Annotated in this window: 11 protein-coding genes; all 11 read left to right on the plus strand. The window is 40.4% G+C overall.

Annotated elements, in window-relative coordinates; all coding sequences use genetic code 11:
- Positions 1–4 precede the first annotated feature (4 nt).
- The 11 genes from BSAG_RS08975 to BSAG_RS08925 all read left to right on the plus strand — a co-directional run bounded on the left by BSAG_RS08975 (position 5) and on the right by BSAG_RS08925 (position 21,153).
- Positions 5–1,987 carry a RagB/SusD family nutrient uptake outer membrane protein gene (locus BSAG_RS08975; RefSeq protein WP_004323099.1) on the plus strand — a complete coding sequence of 661 codons (1,983 nt, stop codon included), beginning with the start codon at positions 5–7 and terminating at the stop codon, positions 1,985–1,987.
- Between the two features lie 21 nt (positions 1,988–2,008).
- Positions 2,009–3,439, plus strand: a complete 1,431-nt coding sequence (locus tag BSAG_RS08970; RefSeq protein WP_004314235.1) for a DUF1735 domain-containing protein — start codon at positions 2,009–2,011, stop codon at positions 3,437–3,439.
- Positions 3,440–3,465: 26 nt separating this feature from the next.
- On the plus strand, positions 3,466–5,589 hold the full coding sequence (locus BSAG_RS08965; protein ID WP_004314236.1) for a DUF1735 domain-containing protein: 2,124 nt from the start codon (positions 3,466–3,468) through the stop codon (positions 5,587–5,589).
- 36 nt (positions 5,590–5,625) lie between these two features.
- Complete coding sequence (locus tag BSAG_RS08960) at positions 5,626–7,296, plus strand: DUF6055 domain-containing protein (protein ID WP_004314237.1); 1,671 nt, start codon at positions 5,626–5,628, stop codon at positions 7,294–7,296.
- Positions 7,297–7,416: 120 nt separating this feature from the next.
- A complete protein-coding gene (locus BSAG_RS08955; RefSeq protein WP_008016636.1) occupies positions 7,417–9,450 on the plus strand; it encodes a glycoside hydrolase family 2 protein in 2,034 nt (677 codons plus the stop codon).
- Positions 9,451–9,532: 82 nt separating this feature from the next.
- Positions 9,533–11,728 carry an alpha-galactosidase gene (locus tag BSAG_RS08950; protein WP_004315086.1) on the plus strand — a complete coding sequence of 732 codons (2,196 nt, stop codon included), beginning with the start codon at positions 9,533–9,535 and terminating at the stop codon, positions 11,726–11,728.
- Positions 11,729–11,748: 20 nt separating this feature from the next.
- A complete protein-coding gene (locus tag BSAG_RS08945) occupies positions 11,749–12,471 on the plus strand; it encodes a gamma-glutamyl-gamma-aminobutyrate hydrolase family protein (protein WP_004315087.1) in 723 nt (240 codons plus the stop codon).
- 132 nt (positions 12,472–12,603) lie between these two features.
- Positions 12,604–15,462 carry a sugar-binding domain-containing protein gene (locus tag BSAG_RS08940; protein ID WP_004315088.1) on the plus strand — a complete coding sequence of 953 codons (2,859 nt, stop codon included), beginning with the start codon at positions 12,604–12,606 and terminating at the stop codon, positions 15,460–15,462.
- Positions 15,463–15,686: 224 nt separating this feature from the next.
- Positions 15,687–17,888 carry a glycoside hydrolase family 3 N-terminal domain-containing protein gene (locus BSAG_RS08935; RefSeq protein WP_004323102.1) on the plus strand — a complete coding sequence of 734 codons (2,202 nt, stop codon included), beginning with the start codon at positions 15,687–15,689 and terminating at the stop codon, positions 17,886–17,888.
- An 8-nt stretch (positions 17,889–17,896) separates the two neighbouring features.
- Positions 17,897–18,985: a hypothetical protein gene (locus BSAG_RS08930; protein WP_004315090.1), complete on the plus strand. Its 1,089-nt coding sequence runs from the start codon at positions 17,897–17,899 to the stop codon at positions 18,983–18,985.
- A gap of 167 nt (positions 18,986–19,152) precedes the next feature.
- Positions 19,153–21,153 (plus strand): glycoside hydrolase family 97 protein, encoded by a 2,001-nt coding sequence (locus tag BSAG_RS08925; RefSeq protein ID WP_004315091.1) that lies wholly within the window; start codon positions 19,153–19,155, stop codon positions 21,151–21,153.
- The last annotated feature ends 37 nt before the right edge of the window (positions 21,154–21,190 follow it).

Raw genomic sequence — 21,190 nt, forward strand, 5'->3', positions numbered from 1 at the left:
ATATATGAAACTATTAAATACAATTAGAATACTAAGTGGGGCATTGTTCATCTCGCTATGCTGCTTAACAGCCTCCTGTAATTTCCTTGAGATTGTTCCGGTAGAACAAGCTGATTTGGATGACGCAACACAAGATTTCAACAGCACTTTGGGGTTCTTGCATTCTTGTTATGCAGGAATACAATCGCCTGTAGCTTTTGAAAATACAGAAGCCTCTGCAGACGAATATGCTGTTCCGCTTGAGTATAGTTTGCAAGGTTATAATTCACTCAAAGTAGCTCATAATCTATTTACAGGTAATAATAATGATGGTGGTAAATGGAGTAACTATTACAGATATATCGGGCAAATTCATCTGTTCCTACAGGAACTGAAAAAGGCACCGGTAAGTGATTTGATAAAAGAGGAGTGGGAAGCAGAGGCTTATTTCCTGATGGCCTATTACCATTTTGAGGTGCTGCGTTGTTATGGACCTTGTCCCATCAGCGACAGATTACTTCCACAGACCGCTAGTGAAAATGAATATCCGGGTCGTATGCACTATGATTATGTGACGGATTGGATTGTTCGGCTATTGGATGAAAAGGTACTTGCAGGTGATAAGTTGAGGAATACTCGTTCGAACACAGAAGTGGGTAGAGCTACTCGCCCTATCGCTCTTGCACTGAAAGCAAAAGTATTACTTTATGCAGCTTCTCCTTTATGGAATGGAAAGTTCCCCTACCCAGAGTGGAAAAACGTAAAGTTAGGAAAGGCCATGGAAACTCCGGGATACGGTACAGCGTTGGTGAGTACTACATACGATCGTGAGAAATGGGTACGCGCAGAGGAAGCTGCTCAAGAAGCATTGAATGCAGCTTTGGATGCAGGACACTATTTATTTGGCACAAGAGCTGGCGATGAAAGTTTGCAGGAGCAGAAAGGACTTCCGATGCCCTATATTCCTAATATAGAGGGGACCGATACTGAAGTTAAGGCATTTCAGAATAAAGTATTGACTTTGCGTTATATGATGACAGCCAAAGGCAGTGATGGCAATCTGGAAATTCTGTGGGAGTTACACAAAACTACCAACTTTGTCTTCGGAAGTATACCAAACAACATAATGAAACTTAACAATGGTTCTGAATATGGAGGTTGGAGCTCAACTTCTCCTTATTTATATGCTGTAGAACATTTCTATACCAATAAAGGGACCTTGCCCAAAATCGCTGCATCAAAGAATGAATATCCTGCTGAAAGTAAATGGTTGGACCCGGCGGGTGTTACTGGCCGTTCGGAACTCTTTAATATTTGTGTAGCTCGTGAACCTCGATTTTATGCATGGTTGGGATTCCATCAAGGCGATTATTCTTCTCGTCTAGCCAATGGACAACCGATTCAAATAGATACGAGAGATCCTGATAAACAAGGATATAATCCGGCAAAGTATAACCGTAATCACTTGGTGACCGGCTTTGCTATCCAGAAGTTCCTGGATCCTAACACGCAACTGGACTTATCCGGTGGTGGAGGAATTCCGAATCCTGCCTATCCATTGATTCGTATGGCAGATCTTTATCTGATGTTAGCAGAATGTCAGGCCAATTTGTCTTCGGATGGTAAATCGGATACTTACGCGACTGAAGCGCTTAAGAATCTTAATGCGGTGCACCAACGTGCCGGTTTGAAGGCCATTACTAAAGAGGATTTAACAGATATGCCATTGATGGAATGGATTAAGAACGAACGTTATGTAGAGTTCTATGCAGAAGGACAGCGCTACTTTGACGTACGACGTTGGGTAGAAGGAGGTAAATATTTGGCTGCTGGAAAGCGTGAAGGATTGAGAGCTGAAGAAAAAGGATTGGAGTATGACGAATTCAGGCAACGTATTAAGGTGAATCAACCTTATGAATGGAATAATAGACAGTATATACTTCCAATTTACTATGTTGATGTGAATTCTAATCCGCAATTGGTTCAAGCTCCCGGTTATGGCAATTAATTAATTAAAAAGATATACAGTATGAAAAATATATATATTTTATTTCTTCTCGGAGTAGTGGTGACCACTCTCTCTTGTGAAGATGGTAATAAAAACTATACGGAGGAATTTGACTCTGTCTACTATTATCTGAAAGAGGGGGTTAATGAATTTGACTTCTATAGTGTGAATAGTGCCAAAGTTCAGACCATCACTGTTGGAAGAGGAGGACATGGGTTGAATGGAGTCAGCACTATCAATTTGGTTCCTTTTACTCAGGCTGAAATGGACGAGTATAATGCAACTATAGATGGCGATTATAAACTTTTAGCTCCGGAATACTATGATATGCCTGCTACAGTAGCCTTTGAGGATGGTGTCGAATATAGAAATGTAGATGTGGTATTCAAAGGAAATATGAGTGAACTGGCTAAGACCGGCGAGTATATGCTCCCCATTCGTTTAGAAGCTGATAATGGAACGGTGAATGATAACAAAAATATCATTTATTTCAAGCCGAACATCATCGTACCTAGCATCATTACGGATCCTACGGGGGTTCATGTAATCAGAATGGAAGAGGGTAAGAGAGAGAAACAAAGTTTTGAGCTTGCTTTCTATTTAGACGTGAAAAATGAGTGGGATCTCAAATTGAGAATAGAGAACAACGAAGATGAGTTGGAAAAAGCTGTAAGGCAATATAATGAAACGATGGGAGTTGATTATCTTCTTTTACCTAAGGAAAATCGTTCGTTTGAATCAACAATACTTTTTCCTGCAGGCGAGGCACTTGCTTCCTCTTTTGTGGAGGTGAATAATAATAATCTCATGATGGATGATTACCTGCTTCCAATTATTCCGAAAAAGGTGGTGGGTATGCCGTTTGATGTAAGAGAAGCAATCTGTTACATTCATGTGATGGTTACCGGTGAATTGAAATTAATTTCTTTGGCTGATGATATGTTGAGTTCCAATAGTATACATCCTGGTCAACCACTCAGAAATATGCTTGATAATGATATTAAAACATATTATGAATCTATTTGGACAAGCAATACAGACCCTAAGCATGATTCGAAATATGGTGTGTATATAGATATTGACGTATCTGATGTTACTCCTATGATAGAGAAGCAAATTAAGATTGATTATTCGACTAGAGAGTATGCAAATGCTGTACCTAATCAGATTATTCTTTATGTAGGAACGAGTGTGGATAATTTGAGAAAAGTGGGTGAGTTGAGTGCAACGAAAAATAATTTGCCTAAAAAAGGTGGAGTTTGGACAGATGACTCTGAACAAAATGTAGATATGCCTCAATTCTCGGTAGGACGTCAAGAGATATCTTTAATTCGTGTCTCTTTCTTGTCTAGTGCTAATGGTACACAAATTAAAAACCTGACACAATCCGGAGCCATAAGTGGAGACCAAAACTCGGTCGCAATATCAGGATTTAGATTGTATGGTAAATAATTGTGAAGGAATAAAAACGAAAATATATGGAAGCTTTAATGAAAAATATATGGAGAATCATTCCCGTGCTACTATTATCTGTAGCAATGGCAGGTTGTAGTGACGATGATGATACAACTTCGTCATTCTTCGAACTTTCTTCAACGGATTTGGAATGTAACAGTAATAATGTTATCGATGTTGTAGTACCTATAGAGGGCCAGACATATAAGTTGACTGTAAAATCTTCTGTGGATGTAATTTGGACAACTAAGCTTGAAGGTGGCAGTTGGATAGTAGCCACACCTGTGACTAAGCAAAGTGGGGACGGAGAGATTTTGATTGTTGCATCGAGCAACCCGACTAATATAAAAAACAGAGTAGCTACAGTGACTATTAGAAACAGTGTTAACGACGAGATTTATAGATATGCGTTTACACAGTCGTATGATCCGAATCAAATGGCGCAAAAAGAAGAATTATATGCTTACATTCATTATAATGAGGACAGATATAACAAAGAAGAACTTATTTATACTACTTCTATAAATAAGGTAGAGGGTAATGTTTCAATTTCTTCACTTGGCCAAGAAGAACTGGATAAATATAATGAGGATAATCTCACTCTGTATAAACTTCTCCCTACTGATTGCTATACTTTGCCAAATTCGATAAGTTTTGATGGAGAGGTATCTGCCTTATTGGATATTAAATTCAATAAGAAAACAGGAGATTTGAGTACAAGTGAAGAGTATATGTTGCCCATAATAGTTTCTGTAGATGATAGAAAGGCTGAATTGATTTGGTTGGTAGTGAACATATACGATCGGAATATCTCAAGGAGCGTGAAACAATTTGATTTTTATAATGCCAATCAGGATATCACTACCTTATTGACAATTAATAAAGAAGAGGGTGAAGTGACTCTTTCTGCATTCACAGAAGAGGAACTGAACGCACATAACTCTTTGTATGGTACAAGCTACATGTCTATTCCTGAAGATTATATTGTAATGCCTGCTTCTGTTGATTTTGATGATTCGGATCTGTCGAAAGATGTAAAAATAACATTTAAAAAAGAAGTAGGAGAGTTGGATGAGGATAAAGAATATGTTTGGGGTATTCGTGTTTATGTAGATGGTTTCCCTGTCTCTGAAATCTTTATGAAACCTCGTATTGCAACTCCTGTTGTTACTATGGAGTCGAAAGAGTACAAGCATATTCTTATTTTGGACCAAGGAGAGAAAAAGGCATCTTACGGTTTTAATCTTTCTCTTGATGTAATCAATCAGTGGGAATTTACGGTGGAATTTGAAGAGAACGAAACTGCTTTGAAAGCTGCGGTTGATAAATATAATGCGGATAAAGGTACTTCCTATACATTATTACCCAAAGGCAACTGCGTTTTATCATCTTCCGAATTTACACAGGAAGATAATGAGAAATTAGTGACTGCTACATTGTCAGGGGATGGTTTGACTTTAGATAAGGATTATTTGTATCCGATTATTCCAATTGGATGTGGTAATAGTCCTTTCGAAGTCAAAGAAAAGATAACCTATGTTCACGTGATTATGGAAACAAAAGTGGAGTCGATCAGTGACTTGAGAAGTATAAATCTAGAAGCGAATATGCTAAAGGCAAGTGCTACTGACGGAGGCAATAATGTAGGTAATCTACTTGCATATAATAATTATTGGCAATCCATTTGGTCACCTAACGGAGGTAAAAACGATCCTAAAATAGATCCGGTATATGGCGTGTATCTCGATATTGATTTCTCAAATAAACCTCTTTCCCAAGCATTCTCATTCAACTATTTGCCGAGGAATTGGCCTAATGCTGTTCCTAATGAAATTGTTGTTTATGCTGGAACAAGTAATGATGATTTGAAGAAGATTGGAGAATTGAAATATGAGGATAACCAACTGCCGTTTGCAGACAAAACTTGGATTGGTCGTGTCAGCGAAGAAGATTTGTCCAAATTGTCACTTTACAGTTTGAAAGAGAGTGGAGCGACTTTGGTACGATTGTCATTCATATCTAGTCGTGATAAGACTTATAGTAACAATAGTGTAAAGAATATATTGGGTTATGATTATACGAAGTGGAATAATAGTGGTGATTACCCGTGCGTTGCCCTTCAACAGTTGAAGATATATGGTAAGTGATAAATTTTATAAGATCAAATCATAAAAGAAACAAATATGAATATTTTAAAATGGATGTGGAAGATTCTTCCTATAATGTTATTAGCAGTTAATGCAACAGCTTGTAACGATGATGACGATAGCGGAAAGAGAGAAAGGCCACTTACTTTTGAAGTGACCTTCTTGAGCTTGGTTTGCAATTATACCCGACCGGTTGTTGTAAATGCTCCTTTTACTGGTAAAGATTATCACTTGACGGTTACAGCTTCACCGGAAGTGACGTGGAAAGTGGAAGTGGTAAGTGGAGATTTGGTGACTGCTACTCCCTCGGGCGAGCAAAGTGGTAGTGGAGAGATTACTCTTACGGTAGCTGCCAATCCAGCTAAAGACCCTGGGAAAAAAAGCGAAGTCGTGATAACTAATAACGCAAATGATGATACTTATAGGTTTGTATTTACACAAGTAGAAAAGGTGTTACTTATTCCGGAACATACTATGATCGGACAAAGCGGACCTGAACTTTTTGAAAACGAAAACAGCAAATTTAATAAGCACTACATGAAAGAAAGCGACAATGTGGCTCTCTTTTGGGAAAAATCATTTGGTACCAATCCACAAAATGCAGAGCGGAAGTTCAATCCGGATGATTTGCTGAAAATGGCGGAGGAAGTATATGACTTCATGAAATATGATTTGTACTTTGGAAATAAGGAAGAATCCGTGACGAATAAATACAAGCTCATTGTGTATGTGATAAATGATAGTGAGGGTGGTGCTACAGGAGGAGGAAATTATCCGGTAGGTGAGTTGGCTATTCGTCCACATCATTCGGGAAATCCTAATATGGTATATCATGAGGTGTCTCACAGTTTCCAATATTTGGCCTTGTGGGATTCAGGTATTAAAGATGCTTGGTTCCCTGGCCCGATATTTGAAATGACTTCGCAATGGACATTGCTTAGACGTTCTCCGGAATGGATTGATCAGGAATTTAATCATTTTACGAATTATATTAGTGGCACGCATCGATCATTGGGGCATAATGACAATGCATACAATAACCCGTATATGTTTGAGTATTGGGCGAATAAGCATGGAGTGGAAATCATGAGCAGAATATTTCAGGAGACTACTTTGGACGATAAGACAGAATCGGGCCAACTCAACTTTATTAAAACCTATAAACGTTTGACTCACATTAATCAAGAACAACTCAATGAAGAAATGTATGATGCTGCATCCCGTTTCATTACCTGGGATTTGCCGCGTATTGAAATGGCATATGCTGCCAGAGGAGCTAATGTGCATACTTGTCAGCTTGTTCAATTGGGAGTGACTTATCGGATCTCACCCGAACGTTGCCCAAGCAACTATGGATATAACGGTATTAAATTAACAGTACCGGAGGCCGGAACTACAGTAAAAGTTAATTTTAGAGGTATAATAAACAGTTCAGAGTATAATATTCACAAACCGAATAATGCTCAATGGAGATATGGATTTCTGGCTGTGCTGAAAGATGGTTCACGTGTATATGGCGAGCCAAGCAAAGAAGATATAGGATCTGCAAGTCTTCAGGTTCCCGAGAATACGGAACATCTTTGGCTGGTAGTGGCTGCTACTCCCAAAGAAATCTATGATACGGGGGCTGACAATCAGTGGCCTTATCAGTTTACATTGGATAACACAGAACCAGATGGTGACAAATGTAGAGTAATTAAGAAGTAAGGTCTCAATAAACGAATGATTATTTCTGAGAAAGTTACCTTAAGTAGCTCTTTAAAGATAATCATTCGTTTTTGTTAATGGATATTGCTATTCGAAACCGTAATTTAAGTCTTGGTAAATATGAAACATCGTTTATGGGCATTTGTTGTTGCTTTTTTGTGTTATAGTTCGATAGTCTTTGCTGAAAGACAGGATATCCTGCTAAATAATCAGTGGAAATTCCGTTTTTCTCATCAAGTACAAAAAGGTACGGAAGTTCGAGTGGATCTACCTCATACTTGGAATGCGCAGGATGCCTTATCTGGTAAAATAGATTATAAGCGAGGAATTGGCAATTATGAGAAGAAGCTATTTGTCCAGTCACAATGGAAAGGGAAACGTCTCTTTTTACGTTTTGAAGGAGTGAATAGTATAGCTAATGTGTTTATTAACCGTAAACATATTGGTGAACATAGAGGAGGATATGGAGCTTTTGTGTTTGAAATCACAGATAGAGTAGAGTATGGAAAGGACAATTCTATTTTAGTACGAGTGAATAATGGTGAACAGTTGGATATAATGCCTTTGGTCGGAGACTTCAATTTTTATGGAGGAATTTATCGGGATGTGCATTTATTAGTTACCGATGAGATTTGTATTTCTCCTTTGGATTATGCTTCTCCGGGCGTTCGACTGATTCAAGATAGCGTAAGTCATGAATATGCTTGTGTACGTGCTCTTATTGATTTGTCTAACGGAAGTGACAAATTACGGGAACTGGAACTTAACATTATTCTCTCGAATGCAGGTAAAGTAGTGAAAGAAAAAAACGAAAAGGTTACACTTTATCCTGATTCTGTTTCACAAAAAGAAATGAGGATAGAGTTGAATAATCCACATTTATGGAATGGACGACAAGATCCGTTTCTGTATCAGGTAGAAGTCTCTCTTTTGCATAACGGAGAGATACTAGATCAGGTAATACAGCCTTTGGGACTTCGTTTTTATCGAATAGATCCGGATGAGGGTTTTTTCTTGAATGGAGAACATTTGCCACTTCGAGGAGTATGCCGTCATCAAGATAGGAGCGAGATAGGTAATGCTTTGCATCCCGAGCATCACGAAGAGGATGCGGCATTGATGCTGGAAATGGGAGTGAATGCCGTGCGACTGGCTCATTATCCTCAAGCTACTTATTTTTATGACCTCATGGATAAGCTTGGTATAGTGGTATGGGCTGAAATCCCTTTTATCGGTCCTGGCGGGTATGAAGATAAGGGTTTCGTTGATTCACCGTCTTTCCGTGCCAATGGAAAAGAACAGCTTAAAGAATTAATTCGTCAGCATTATAATCATCCTTCTATTTGTGTTTGGGGATTGTTTAATGAGTTGGCAGAATATGGAGATAATCCGGTGGAGTACATTAATGAGTTGAATGTACTGGCACATCAGGAAGATACTACTCGCCCCACCACTTCTGCCAGTAACCAATCAGGAAAAATAAACTTTGTGACCGATCTTATTGCCTGGAACCGCTATGATGGATGGTATGGTGGTACCCCACAAGATTTAGGAAAATGGCTGGACTGGATGCATAAAGAATATCCTGAAATTCGTATTGCTATTAGTGAATATGGTGCCGGCGCAAGTATATATCATCAACAAGATTCGCTAGTGAAAACAAATCCCACAAGTTGGTGGCATCCGGAAAATTGGCAAACTTATTATCATATAGAAAACTGGAAAGCGATAACCGAACGTCCTTTCGTTTGGGGAAGTTTTGTGTGGAATATGTTTGACTTTGGTGCTGCGCACCGCACCGAGGGTGATCGTCCTGGAGTTAATGACAAAGGGTTGGTTACATTTGATCGGAAAGTGCGAAAAGATGCTTTTTATTTTTATAAAGCGAATTGGAATAAAGAGGATCCTATGATTTATTTAATAGGTAAACGTAACATAATACGTGTGCAGCGACAACAAACGATTATAGCCTTTTCCAATCAACCTGAAGCAGAATTATTTGTCAACGGAAAGAGTTGTGGTAAAGTGGAAACAGACCGGTATTCTATCTTGGAGTGGAAACATGTGATATTGACCCCTGGAAAGAATAAAATAGAAGTGAAAACTACAAATAAGAAACAGACACTGACAGATATGTATTATTGCATTTTATGAAAAGTATATATTATACTGGGTTGAATACATCTAATGGTCAGGAAAAGGTAATACTTAATATCAATATAATAAAAACAAATCTATGATTATAAATATGAAGCAGAGCTTAATAGCCGCTATTGGTTTGTTATTATCAAGTTCTTTATTTGCTAAAGATTATTTGATTTCGACGTCTAAAACGTCATTGTTGATTACAGCAAATGCAGGTGAACCATCAAAGATGCAATATTATGGAGTCAGTATTGCTCCCGGGCAGATACAAAGTATCTATGATGCCGGACTGGTATTGAATGCGAACAGCTATCCCGCTTTCGGTCTCCAGACGGTAGGGGAGAAAGCGATTGCTATTACTCAACCGGATGGCAATATGTCACTTGACTTGGCGGTAGATGCGGTTACTCAATACACTTCCAAGGATGGAGAGATAACCGAAGTTCTTTTGAAAGATAAGATATATCCTGTTTGGGTGAAACAATGTTATAAGGCTTATAAAGGAACGGATATAATTACCACTTGGGTTGAGATTGGCAATGCAGGTAAGAAACCAGTAACACTGTTTCAGTTTGCTTCCGCTTATTTGCCGATGTTTCGCGGGGACAACTGGCTGACTCATTTTCATGGAGCCTGGGGTGCGGAACATACGATGGATGAAGAGAAACTGACGAACGGGCAAAAAGTGATTGCTAACAAAGACGGACTGGCGAATACGGAAACGGATAATCCTTCTTTTATGTTGTCGTTGGACGGCAAACCGCAGGAAGAAACAGGAAAAGTCTTTGGGGGCGTTTTGGCTTGGAGTGGTAATTATAAGTTGAAGCTGGATGTTCGCAACACAGCACTGAATATAATAGCCGGTATGAATGAGGAAAGTTCACAATACATACTGGAACCGAAAGAGACATTCGTCACTCCTGAATTTGCCATGACATATAGTACCAATGGCAAAGGTGGGGTGAGTCGTGCTTTTCATCATTGGGCACGCCAATATAAAATGAATCGGGGTGAAAGGCTGCATGACATCTTGTTGAATAGCTGGGAAGGTGTTTATTTCAAGGTGAACCAAAAAGGGATGGATGAGATGATGGAAGCTTTCTCTGCCATGGGTGGAGAGTTGTTTGTCATGGACGATGGCTGGTTTGGAAATAAATATCCCCGTAATGGTGGAAACAGTAGTTTGGGTGATTGGGAAGTCTGCAAAGAAAAACTGCCTGAAGGTATTGAAGGACTGCTTGCGTCTGCCAGGAAGCATCATATAAAATTCGGTATCTGGATTGAACCGGAAATGTCGAATACCAAGAGCGAGCTGTTCGAAAAGCACCCGGACTGGATTCTGAAAATTGATAACCGTCCTTTATCTACCGGGCGTGGCAAAACGCAGGTAGTTCTGGATTTGACTAATCCGAAAGTACAGGATTTTGTTTTTGGAGTGGTCGATAATTTGATGGCGAACTATCCGGAAATTTCCTATATGAAATGGGATGATAATTGCAGTTTGCTGGATTATGGTTCTTCTTACTTACCAAAAAACAAGCAATCACATCTCTATATTGAGTATAATAGGGGTTTGCAGAAAGTACTTCAGCGTATTCGTGCTAAGTATCCTGAACTCGTGATGCAGCTATGTGCTGGTGGCGGTGCCCGCGTCAATTATGGATTGCTTCCGTATTTTGATGAGTTCTGGACGAGTGATGATACGGATGCTTTGCAAAGAATTTATATGCAATGGGGAGTTTCCGGTTTCTTTCCGGCTATTGCTATGGCATCTCACGTAAGTGCGGACAAGAATCATCAGACCGGACGCCGTATTCCATTGAAATTCCGTTTTGATGTGGCAATGTCCGGGCGATTGGGAATGGAAATTCAGCCGAAGGACATGAATGATGTTGATAAGGCATTCGCCAAGCGTGCTATTGCAGCGTATAAAGATATTCGTCCTGTGGTTCAGTTCGGTGATTTGTATCGGTTGGTGTCTCCATACGATAATAAAGGAGTATCCTCTCTGATGTATGTCACTTCCGAAAAGAATAAGGCGGTCTTTTATGCATATAAGATTTCTCATTTCATCAATATGGTTATTCCGAAGGTTTGTATGAATGGATTGGATCCGTCGAAGAATTATCGTTTGGTAGATTTGACACCTGTGGACAGTAGCAAACCTTGTGACCTGAATGGTAAAATCATTAGTGGAAAGATATTGATGGAAGAAGGCATTGCATTAAAATCATTGCTGAAAAGTGAATATTCAAGTTTGGCTTTACAACTACAGGCTGTGGATTAAGTTGATAAAAGACAATGAGAATGATAAAAAGAGAAATTCCTGTTATTGGTATTTCTACTGAAATTGATATTCCGGGAAGAATATCTGTGAAAAGAAAATATGTGGATGCTGTCCTTCAAGCGGGCGGCATCCCTTTTATTCTTCCGTTTACCGACAATGTACAGATTTTACAATCTGTGGTTTCTTTTATTGATGGTTTACTCCTGACAGGTGGGGGAGATATATCGCCTGTGATATACGGAGAATCGACTCTTCCTGAATGTGGAGAATGTTGCCGGGATAGGGATGACTTTGATTATGCTTTGCTGCGCTTAGCATCCGAAAGGCAAATTCCCGTTTTAGGTATTTGTCGGGGAATGCAGATTATTAATACTTATTTTGGTGGAACATTATATCAGGATTTGCCTGCTCAATATCCCTCGGAAATTAATCATCGGTCACCGGATGCGTTTATGATATTACAGCATAATGTGCGATGTTTGAGGACCGGAAAATTGTATTCTGTTACAGGCAAGGAAAGTTTGAAAGTCTCCTCCATTCATCATCAAGCCGTTAAGAAATTGGCTTGTGGATTCAAGGCATCTGCTTTCGCTGATGATGGAGTCATAGAATCAATCGAATCTGATTCCGAACATATTTGGGGTGTTCAGTTCCACCCAGAGTTGCAGGCTGTGGAAGGGGATGAAGCTATGAAAAAACTATTTGTGTATTTTATCAGTCAGGCAAGGACATTATCATGCTGATAGTGATATAAAAGAGATGATACACAGTATCTTTTACGATATTATTGTTTTTTTGTACGGGATTTGTCATTGTGGTTTGTTCTCCGTCCTATCTTTGTAAACAGATAAATTAAGGACATTAAATCATATATTATGAATAAAGTTATGCGTAATCGATTAGCTGGAACTCTTTTATTATTATTTGTTTTTTTGTGTACATCATGGGCGCAGACATCAGGTTTGCGCAAAATGATTGATTTGAGCGGAACGTGGAGTTTTGCATTGGACCCTCACGGCAAGGGAGAACAGGAAAAACTGTGGAACATGGATTTTGCAGAAACTGTGACTTTACCCGGTACAACAGATTCGAATCGAAAAGGAATAGAGAATACCAACAAGTCGGAGACCACTTATTTGTCCAGATATTATAAATATGAAGGTGCGGCATGGTATAGCAGGAATATAGAAATACCAGCCGACTGGAAAGAAAAGCATATCGTGTTGTTTCTGGAACGTACTCGTCCGACAACCGTGTGGATCGATGGTCGGGAAGTGGGTAAATGCAACTATTTATCTACCCCACAGGAATTTAATCTCACTCACTTCCTGGCTCCCGGTTCACATAAGCTGACTATTCGTGTAGATAACGGAAAAAGTATTCCCGGGCAGATTCGTTCAAGTTCTCACGCTTGTACGGAATCTACCCAGACAAACTGGAACGGTATTATCGGACGGATGGAATTGCAGGCAATGAATCCATTGTTTATTGAGTCCATTCAGGCTTTTCCTCAAGTAGAAGACCGCTCCGTAAAAGTGAAAATAACTCTTTCCAATTCTTCAGGCATTGGTGGGAAGAAACTGCAGTTGTCAGCTTCTGCTTTCAATACTGCCAAAAAGCATAAAGCCAGATCTGCAGAATATAATTTGAAAGAGGGGAGCAAGGAATATGAATTCACTTATCAGTTGGGAGATAATGCTGTATTGTGGAGTGACCTCCAGCCGGCTCTATATCAACTGAAAGCAGAGATAAATGGCATAGACGAGAAAACAGTTCGTTTCGGTTTGCGTGACTTTAAAACTGAAGAAACGCATTTCACTATCAATGGCGCCAAAACATTTCTTCGAGGAAAACATGATGCCTGTGTATTCCCTTTGACGGGCCATACGGCGATGGACTTGGAACAATGGCGTCGTTATTTCAGGATTTGTAAGGAATATGGATTGAATCATTGTCGTTTTCATTCTTGGTGCCCACCTGCTGCGTGTTTTGAAGCTGCGGACTTGGAGGGTATTTACTTGCAGCCGGAATTACCTATCTGGGGAGGGTTTAAGAAAGAATCTGCCGAGCTGATGGATTTTCTGATGAAAGATGGAGAGAATATCATGCGTGAATATAGTAACCATGCTTCTTTTGTACTCTTTGCCTTGGGAAATGAGCTGGGAGGTGACATCAATGTGATGAAAGAGTTTGTAGATCGTTTCCGGTCCATAGAGCCGAGACACCTATACACGTATGGTTCGAATATCTTTTTAGGCTCACGAGGACATATTCCGGGTGAGGATTTTCTGGTAACTTGTCGTGTAGGCAGTGGTGAGGGTTATTCTACTCATGCTCGTGCTTCTTTCTCTTTCGCAGATGCGGAAGAAGGTGGCTATCTTAATAATACCTATCCTAATTCGGTAATGAACTTTGATGAGGCTCTGGAAAAATCTCCTGTTCCGGTGATCGGACATGAAACCGGACAGTTTCAAACTTACCCGAATTATGAGGAGATGAAGAAATATACAGGAGTCTTAGCTCCCTGGAATTTTGAAGTGTTTCGTGACCGCTTGGAGAAAGCCGGCATGCTGGAGCAGGCGGATGATTTTTTTAAAGCATCGGGTGCATGGTCTGTGGAACTTTACCGGGCAGATATTGAAATGAATCTCCGTTCCAAACGGATGGCTGGTTTTCAGTTACTCGATTTACAGGATTATCCGGGACAGGGGTCGGCTTATGTTGGTATTCTGGATGCTTTTATGGATAGTAAAGGATTGGTTGAACCGAAGAAATGGAGAGAATTCTGTAGTGAAGTGGTTCCTTTATTGACAACTGCCAAATTCTGTTGGACAGGCGGTGAATCATTCGCAGGTACTGTTGAGATTGCCAATTATGGAGAAACTTCATTGAACGAAAAAAGTATTTCATGGGAACTCAAAAATGGGAAGAAAAGCCTTGGCAAAGGTAAGATGGCTATTCCATCGGGATTAGGATTATTGACTGCCGGAACTATTCGTTTGACATTGCCCGATGTGGAGCAAGCGTATAAAGCCGAATTACTTTTGAAAGTATCCGGAACTTCCTATCAGAATAGTTATCCGCTATGGATATATCCTGCAAAGAAGCAATTGAAGGCAGGTAATGTTGTAGTTGCCCGCCAACTAACGGATGATGTGCTGAATGCCTTAAAGCAAGGTGGAAAGGTATTGTTGATGCCTCTTGAGGAAGACTGTAAAGAAGTAACAGTGGGAGGATTGTTCCAGACCGACTATTGGAATTATCGTATGTTCAAAAGTATCTGTGACCGCATCAAGAAACCTGCTTCACCTGGTACATTGGGGATTCTGACCAATCCCGAGCATCCGGTATTCGATGATTTCCCGACCGAATACCATACGAACTGGCAGTGGTATCCAATTATCAAACATAGCTATCCGCTTATTCTGGATGGTATGCCAAAAGAATACCGCCCTATTGTGCAGGTAATTGACAATGTGGAACGAAATCATAAACTCGGCTTATTGATGGAGTTGAATGTAGAGGGCAGTAAATTACTGCTTTGTATGTCCGACTTGGAAGCGGTACGTGACACACCGGAAGGATTACAATTCTATGCCGCTTTGCTGGCGTATATGAATTCTTCAGATTTTAAACCGTCCACTTCATTGTCGGTAGAATCGTTTAAGAATCTGTTTGAGACAGGTGTTCGGAAAGAGGGAATAAAAGTGCTGGATAATATCTCTTACGAATAAGTGAAGAGTAAGGAGAAAATCGTATCAATAAAGGCAAAAAAATGACAGAAGTGCTTGAATGCTATACGGAAAGAAATAGAAAAAAAGCAGACTTTACGATATTATTGTCCTTTTGTACGCAATTCGCCAATGTGAATCTGACCAGCGGCTATCTTTGCGATAGAAAGTAAAACGTATGGAGGATATTAACATTTAAATCAATACAGATAAACTCTTATAATAAAATGATGAAAAGACTAATTACATATTCGTGTATGGCGATTTTCGCTATGGGAAGCATGGCGCAGAATCAAAAGGATGAGGCTCAAATGAATCGTTTCATATCCGGTCTGATGAAAAAGATGACACTGGAAGAAAAAGTGGGGCAGTTAAGCCAATGTTCCGGTGGATTTGCCACAGGTCCTGATAATACACGTATCAGTCGGACAGAAGATATAAGTAAGGGATTGATCGGTTCTTTGCTGAATGTATCCGGTGCTGCCAATACTCGTAAATATCAGGAGGCAGCTATGAAATCACGTTTACAGATTCCTTTGCTTTTCGGATTGGATGTTATTCATGGATATAGAACAGGTTTTCCGTTGCCATTGGCAGAGGCTGCGAGTTTTGATCTGGATGCTATAGAAAGAGGATCGAGATGTGCGGCAAAGGAAGCTGCAGCAGCCGGGTTGCATTGGACGTTTGCTCCAATGGTGGATATTAGCTGGGATGCCCGGTGGGGGCGTGTGATGGAAGGGGCCGGTGAAGATCCTTATTATGGCTCGTTGGTTGCTAAGGCGCGTGTACATGGTTTACAGGGAGATGATTTATCGAAAGAGAATACTATTTTATCCTGTATTAAGCACTTTGCCGGATATGGTGCAGCTATTGCCGGAAAAGATTATAATAGTGTGGATATGTCGATGGGACAGTTTGTCAATTTCTATATGCCTCCTTACAAGGCTGGTGCAGAGGCCGGTGCTGCTACTTTCATGAGTGCGTTCAATGACTTTAATAACGAACCGTCTACCGGAAGTACTTTTCTGTTGAGGGAGCTCCTGAAGAATCAATGGGGATTTAAAGGATTTGTGGTATCCGACTGGGGATCAGTGGGAGAAATGATGAACCACCGTTATGCGAAAGATGAAAAAGAAGCTGCTTATAAAGGAATCAAGGCCGGACTGGATATGGAGATGGTAAGTGAATGCTATTCCAAGAATCTGGTGTCTCTGGTAAAAGAGGGTAAGGTATCTATCAAGCTGGTGGATGATGCTGTCAGACGTATTTTGGAACAGAAATATAAACTGGGATTATTTGATGATCCGTTCAGATACTGTGATGAAGAAAGGGAACGTACAGTGATTGGTTCACAGGAATCCCGCAAGGAAGCATGCTACGTTTCCGAACGTTCTATTGTTCTTTTGAAAAATGAAAACTCGGTGTTACCGCTTTCTTCTTCTATCAAGAAAGTTGCTTTGATTGGTGCACTTTCCAAATCGCAGAAAGATATGTGCGGTGCATGGTCCTGTGCAGAGGTTGGTAAAGTAGTAACCTTGTATGAGGCAATGGAGAAACGAGGAGTGGACATCAACTATAACGATGGCTACGACTTGAAAACGAATAAAATTGTAAATCTGGATCAGACTTTAGCTGCTGCCCGCCAATCGGATGTGGTTATCGTTGCAATGGGAGAACAAGCTTGGGAAAGCGGTGAGATGCGTTCGAAAGGAGATATTTCTATTGCTGCCGAACAACAGCGTTTGGTTTCCGAATTGGTGAAGACTGGCAAACCGGTAGTTGTACTAATGATGTGTGGTCGTCCTGTTATTTTCAATGAAGTTCGTCGGGAGGCTCCCGCTATCTTATGTACCTGGTGGCTGGGGAGTGAAGCGGGTAATGCTATCTGTAATGTACTTTGGGGAGATTATAATCCTTCGGGTAAGCTGCCAATGACTTTTCCGCAGCATAACGGACAGATACCATTGTATTATCAATATAAGAGCACAGGACGCCCCACTGCATTGGGCGGATGGTGTGCGAAGTACATTGATATTCCTACGGAGCCTGCTTATCCGTTCGGCTACGGTTTGTCATACACTACTTTCAATTATTCGGATGTGAAACTGCTTCCGGGTGATGGAAAAGGTACTTATACACGTGTTGCTGTAACGGTTACCAATACTGGAAAATGCGAGGGCGAGGAAGTTGTTCAGTTGTATGTGCGTGATGAGGTGGCTTCTATCACTCGCCCTATCAAAGAATTGAAAGGCTTTGAAAAGATTAAGCTGAGTCCAGGTGAAAGCAAAACGGTCACCTTCGACGTAAAAGATGAACAACTAGGATTCTACAATAATCAAATGAAGTTCATTGTGGAGAAAGGAGACTTCACTTTGATGGTCGGTGGAAATAGTCGTGATTTACAAGAAATAAAATACATTCTTAACTAAGAACTAATATGAAAAACAACTGGAAAAGATGGCTCATATTTCCCGCTCTATTGCCTTTCTTCTCTTGGATGGAGGCAAAGACATTGGAGGAAAATCAGATTCGACAATCTTTGGACACCATTGAATACCGGGTATTTGTGGCTGTCGATAAGGCCGGAGTGGAGCATTGGGGAGGTAAAGAAGCTTATCAAGCGAAGCTGAATGCTTTTTTCGACCAAGTGAACGACTTCTGGAACAAAGCCGGCAATGGACGTTTCAACTACTATTTCCGTTATATACCGGATCTGCAGGTGATTTACGACTGCTCCTCCCGCCAATTGGAGAAAATCTATCAGAAGAGTGCCGGTTTTCCCAATCACGATGTACTGCTGATTATAGATTCTATTCTTGATTTTGACGATGAAGAATCGGCTAAAGGATGGTATTGCGGCGGTGGGGCGGACGATCTGAATATGGTAATTTGCCGTAGCCGTAGCAAGACGGAACATGAAGATCTGTTTGGTATCGACTATTTTCATAGAGGAGTGGCACATGAGTTCGGACATTATCGTGGGGTAACCGACTTGTATGCTGATAGAATCCGGGCAAAGAACAATCCGGTGAACCATATCGAATATGAACCTGACTCTTGTGTGATGAACAGTCATTATAAAACATATAAATGGAGCTCGTATGCAGTTCATATAATCAATCACACCGCCAAATCCAAACGTCCGAGACGTGATTTCGACGGATTCTTCAAACAAATGTTCCCCGAAAACATACAGGTATCTGTAAAAGTGAAAGGTAAAAAGCAAAAAGGGGTAAAGCTGAATCTGTATGGTTCACGTGCAAAATTCAATGACCTGATCGCTACTCCTTACCGTACTTATGAGACGGATAAGAAAGGAGAATATCTGATAACTGGTGTCCCCAACTTATATGATAGCCCCGCACCTCCTTTGCATACCGACGAATTGCCTTATAACCGCTGGTTCACTTTCTTGCTCGAAGCCGAATATAAAGGGGAAAAAAAATACGTATGGCTTCCCGAATATGAGGTGCAACAGACCTTCTTTGAGAATAAGGATACCTATCAGGTGACAATTGATTTCTAAAAAATGGTAGCGCGAATGAGATAAGAAAGGTGCTATTTAGCACTTGTTCAATGCTTTATTAGCAGGAAATTCTTCCTGTTAAGCTTCCTCCTTTATCTCTGCCAAGCGGTACTCTTATGATAAATATGTAAATAAAAAACTGTGTGAAATACAAAAAGTATTAGTTTATGAAACGTATGATGAAAAGACTTTTGCCGGTTCTAATGGCTATCGCACCTTTAACCATTTGTGCACAGAAAGTGTACGAGCTGAAAGACATTTCCGGTAAAGTGCAGGTGAATGTGATTGTGAATGATAAGAATGTGGAATACTCCGTTCTTCACGACAACGATGTGATGGTGGCTCCATCTCCTATTTTCATGAAACTAACTGATGGTACAGCTTTCGGACTCAATCCGAAAGTAAAGAAGATCAGCCGCCGTTCTGTAAATGAGACTATCTATCCTCCCATCTATAAGAAGAAATCAATCAAGGACCAGTTCAATGAACTAACCATTGACTTTAAAGGAGGATATAGCTTGGTGTTCAGAGCTTATGAAGATGGTGCAGCCTATCGTTTTGTCTCTGAACTGAAGAAGCCGTTTATGGTGGAAAGCGAGCAGGCTTCTTTCTGTTTTCCGAATGATCCGAAAGTTTTTGTAGCTTCACCGAAAGGCCGAATGAACGAGGGCAAGAAAGATCCTTTCTACAGTTCTTTCCAAAATACGTATCTGGAAACTGCCTTGTCTGCATGGGATAAGGAACAGATTGCCTTTTTACCGGTTTTGGTCGAGGGAAAGAACGGAAAAAAAATCTGTATCACTGAAGCCGATTTGATGAACTATCCGGGTATGTATGTGAAACATGGTGAGCATGGATATTCTCTGGATGGAATCTTTGCAGCTTATCCGAAAACGATAGTAGACGAAGTTCGCGGACTGAAAGGGGTAGTAAAATCTCGTGAACCTTATATTGCTAGAGTGGAGGGAAACACAGCATTTCCCTGGCGTGTCATGGTCATTGCCAAGGATGATGCAGAACTGCTTTGTAATGATATGGTATATAAACTGGCTACTCCGGCACAATTTACAGATTTTTCTTGGATTAAACCGGGTAAAGTGGCTTGGGACTGGTGGAACGACTGGAATCTCTACAACGTGGATTTCCGCGCAGGTATCAACAATGAGACTTATAAATACTATATTGACTTTGCCTCGAAATTCGGTATCGAATATGTGATATTGGATGAGGGATGGGCAGTGCCGGGTAAAGCGGATTTGTTTGAGGTGATTCCTGAAATCGATTTGAAAGAGTTGATTAGCTATGCAAAAAGCAAAAATGTAGATTTGATACTTTGGGCGGGCTATCGTGCTTTTGAAAAAGACATGGATCGTGTATGTAAGCATTATGCCGCAATGGGAATCAAAGGTTTCAAGATTGATTTTATGGACCGTGACGACCAACAAGTAGTTGAGTTTAACCGTAAAGCGGCTGAAACCGGAGCAAAATACAAATTGCTGATAGATCTCCATGGAACGTTCAAACCGACTGGTTTGCAACGTACTTATCCGAATACGATCAATTTCGAGGGTGTCCATGGACTGGAAGAAATGAAGTGGGCAGAACCGGGAACAGATCAAGTGATATATGATGTGACAGCTCCTTTCATCCGCATGGTTGCCGGACCACTTGATTATACACAGGGAGCGATGAATAACGTAATCATGAAGAACTTTCATGCTGTCTATACAGAACCGATGAGTCAGGGTACACGTTGCCGTCAGTTAGCATTGTATACTATTTTTGATTCTCCTATTAATATGCTGTGTGATGCACCTACTAATTATCTGAAAGAGGAAGAATGTACGAAGTTTATCGCTGCCATTCCTACTGTATGGAATCAGACACTTCCAATAAGCGGAAAAGTAGGCGAACATATTGTAATGGCACGTGAGAAAGACGGTATCTGGTATGTGGGTGGATTGACCGACTGGAAAGAGCGTGATGTTGAAGTCGATCTGTCTTTCTTGGGTGATGGTGAGTTCAATGCAGAAATATTTAGAGATGGTATCAATGCCGATCGTGTTGGGAAAGACTATAAGCGTGAAGTGATCCGCGTATCAGCCAATAAGAAGTTGAATTTACACATGGCTCCTGGTGGTGGGTTTGTTGTGAGGATAACAAAATAATAATTGAAGATTAAGTTTTTGGTTTGAAAGAGGACAT

Origin of the sequence: Bacteroides sp. D1, assembly GCF_000157095.2 — a bacterium.
Taxonomy (GTDB): domain Bacteria; phylum Bacteroidota; class Bacteroidia; order Bacteroidales; family Bacteroidaceae; genus Bacteroides; species Bacteroides xylanisolvens.

Bases quoted from the DNA above. Each gene is read 5' to 3' on its own strand.
- BSAG_RS08975 (WP_004323099.1), top strand. From the start codon at position 5: ATGAAACTATTAAATACAATTAGAATACTAAGTGGGGCATTGTTCATC.
- BSAG_RS08970 (WP_004314235.1), top strand. From the start codon at position 2,009: ATGAAAAATATATATATTTTATTTCTTCTCGGAGTAGTGGTGACCACT.
- BSAG_RS08965 (WP_004314236.1), top strand. From the start codon at position 3,466: ATGGAAGCTTTAATGAAAAATATATGGAGAATCATTCCCGTGCTACTA.
- BSAG_RS08960 (WP_004314237.1), top strand. From the start codon at position 5,626: ATGAATATTTTAAAATGGATGTGGAAGATTCTTCCTATAATGTTATTA.
- BSAG_RS08955 (WP_008016636.1), top strand. From the start codon at position 7,417: ATGAAACATCGTTTATGGGCATTTGTTGTTGCTTTTTTGTGTTATAGT.
- BSAG_RS08950 (WP_004315086.1), top strand. From the start codon at position 9,533: ATGATTATAAATATGAAGCAGAGCTTAATAGCCGCTATTGGTTTGTTA.
- BSAG_RS08945 (WP_004315087.1), top strand. From the start codon at position 11,749: ATGATAAAAAGAGAAATTCCTGTTATTGGTATTTCTACTGAAATTGAT.
- BSAG_RS08940 (WP_004315088.1), top strand. From the start codon at position 12,604: ATGAATAAAGTTATGCGTAATCGATTAGCTGGAACTCTTTTATTATTA.
- BSAG_RS08935 (WP_004323102.1), top strand. From the start codon at position 15,687: ATGATGAAAAGACTAATTACATATTCGTGTATGGCGATTTTCGCTATG.
- BSAG_RS08930 (WP_004315090.1), top strand. From the start codon at position 17,897: ATGAAAAACAACTGGAAAAGATGGCTCATATTTCCCGCTCTATTGCCT.
- BSAG_RS08925 (WP_004315091.1), top strand. From the start codon at position 19,153: ATGAAACGTATGATGAAAAGACTTTTGCCGGTTCTAATGGCTATCGCA.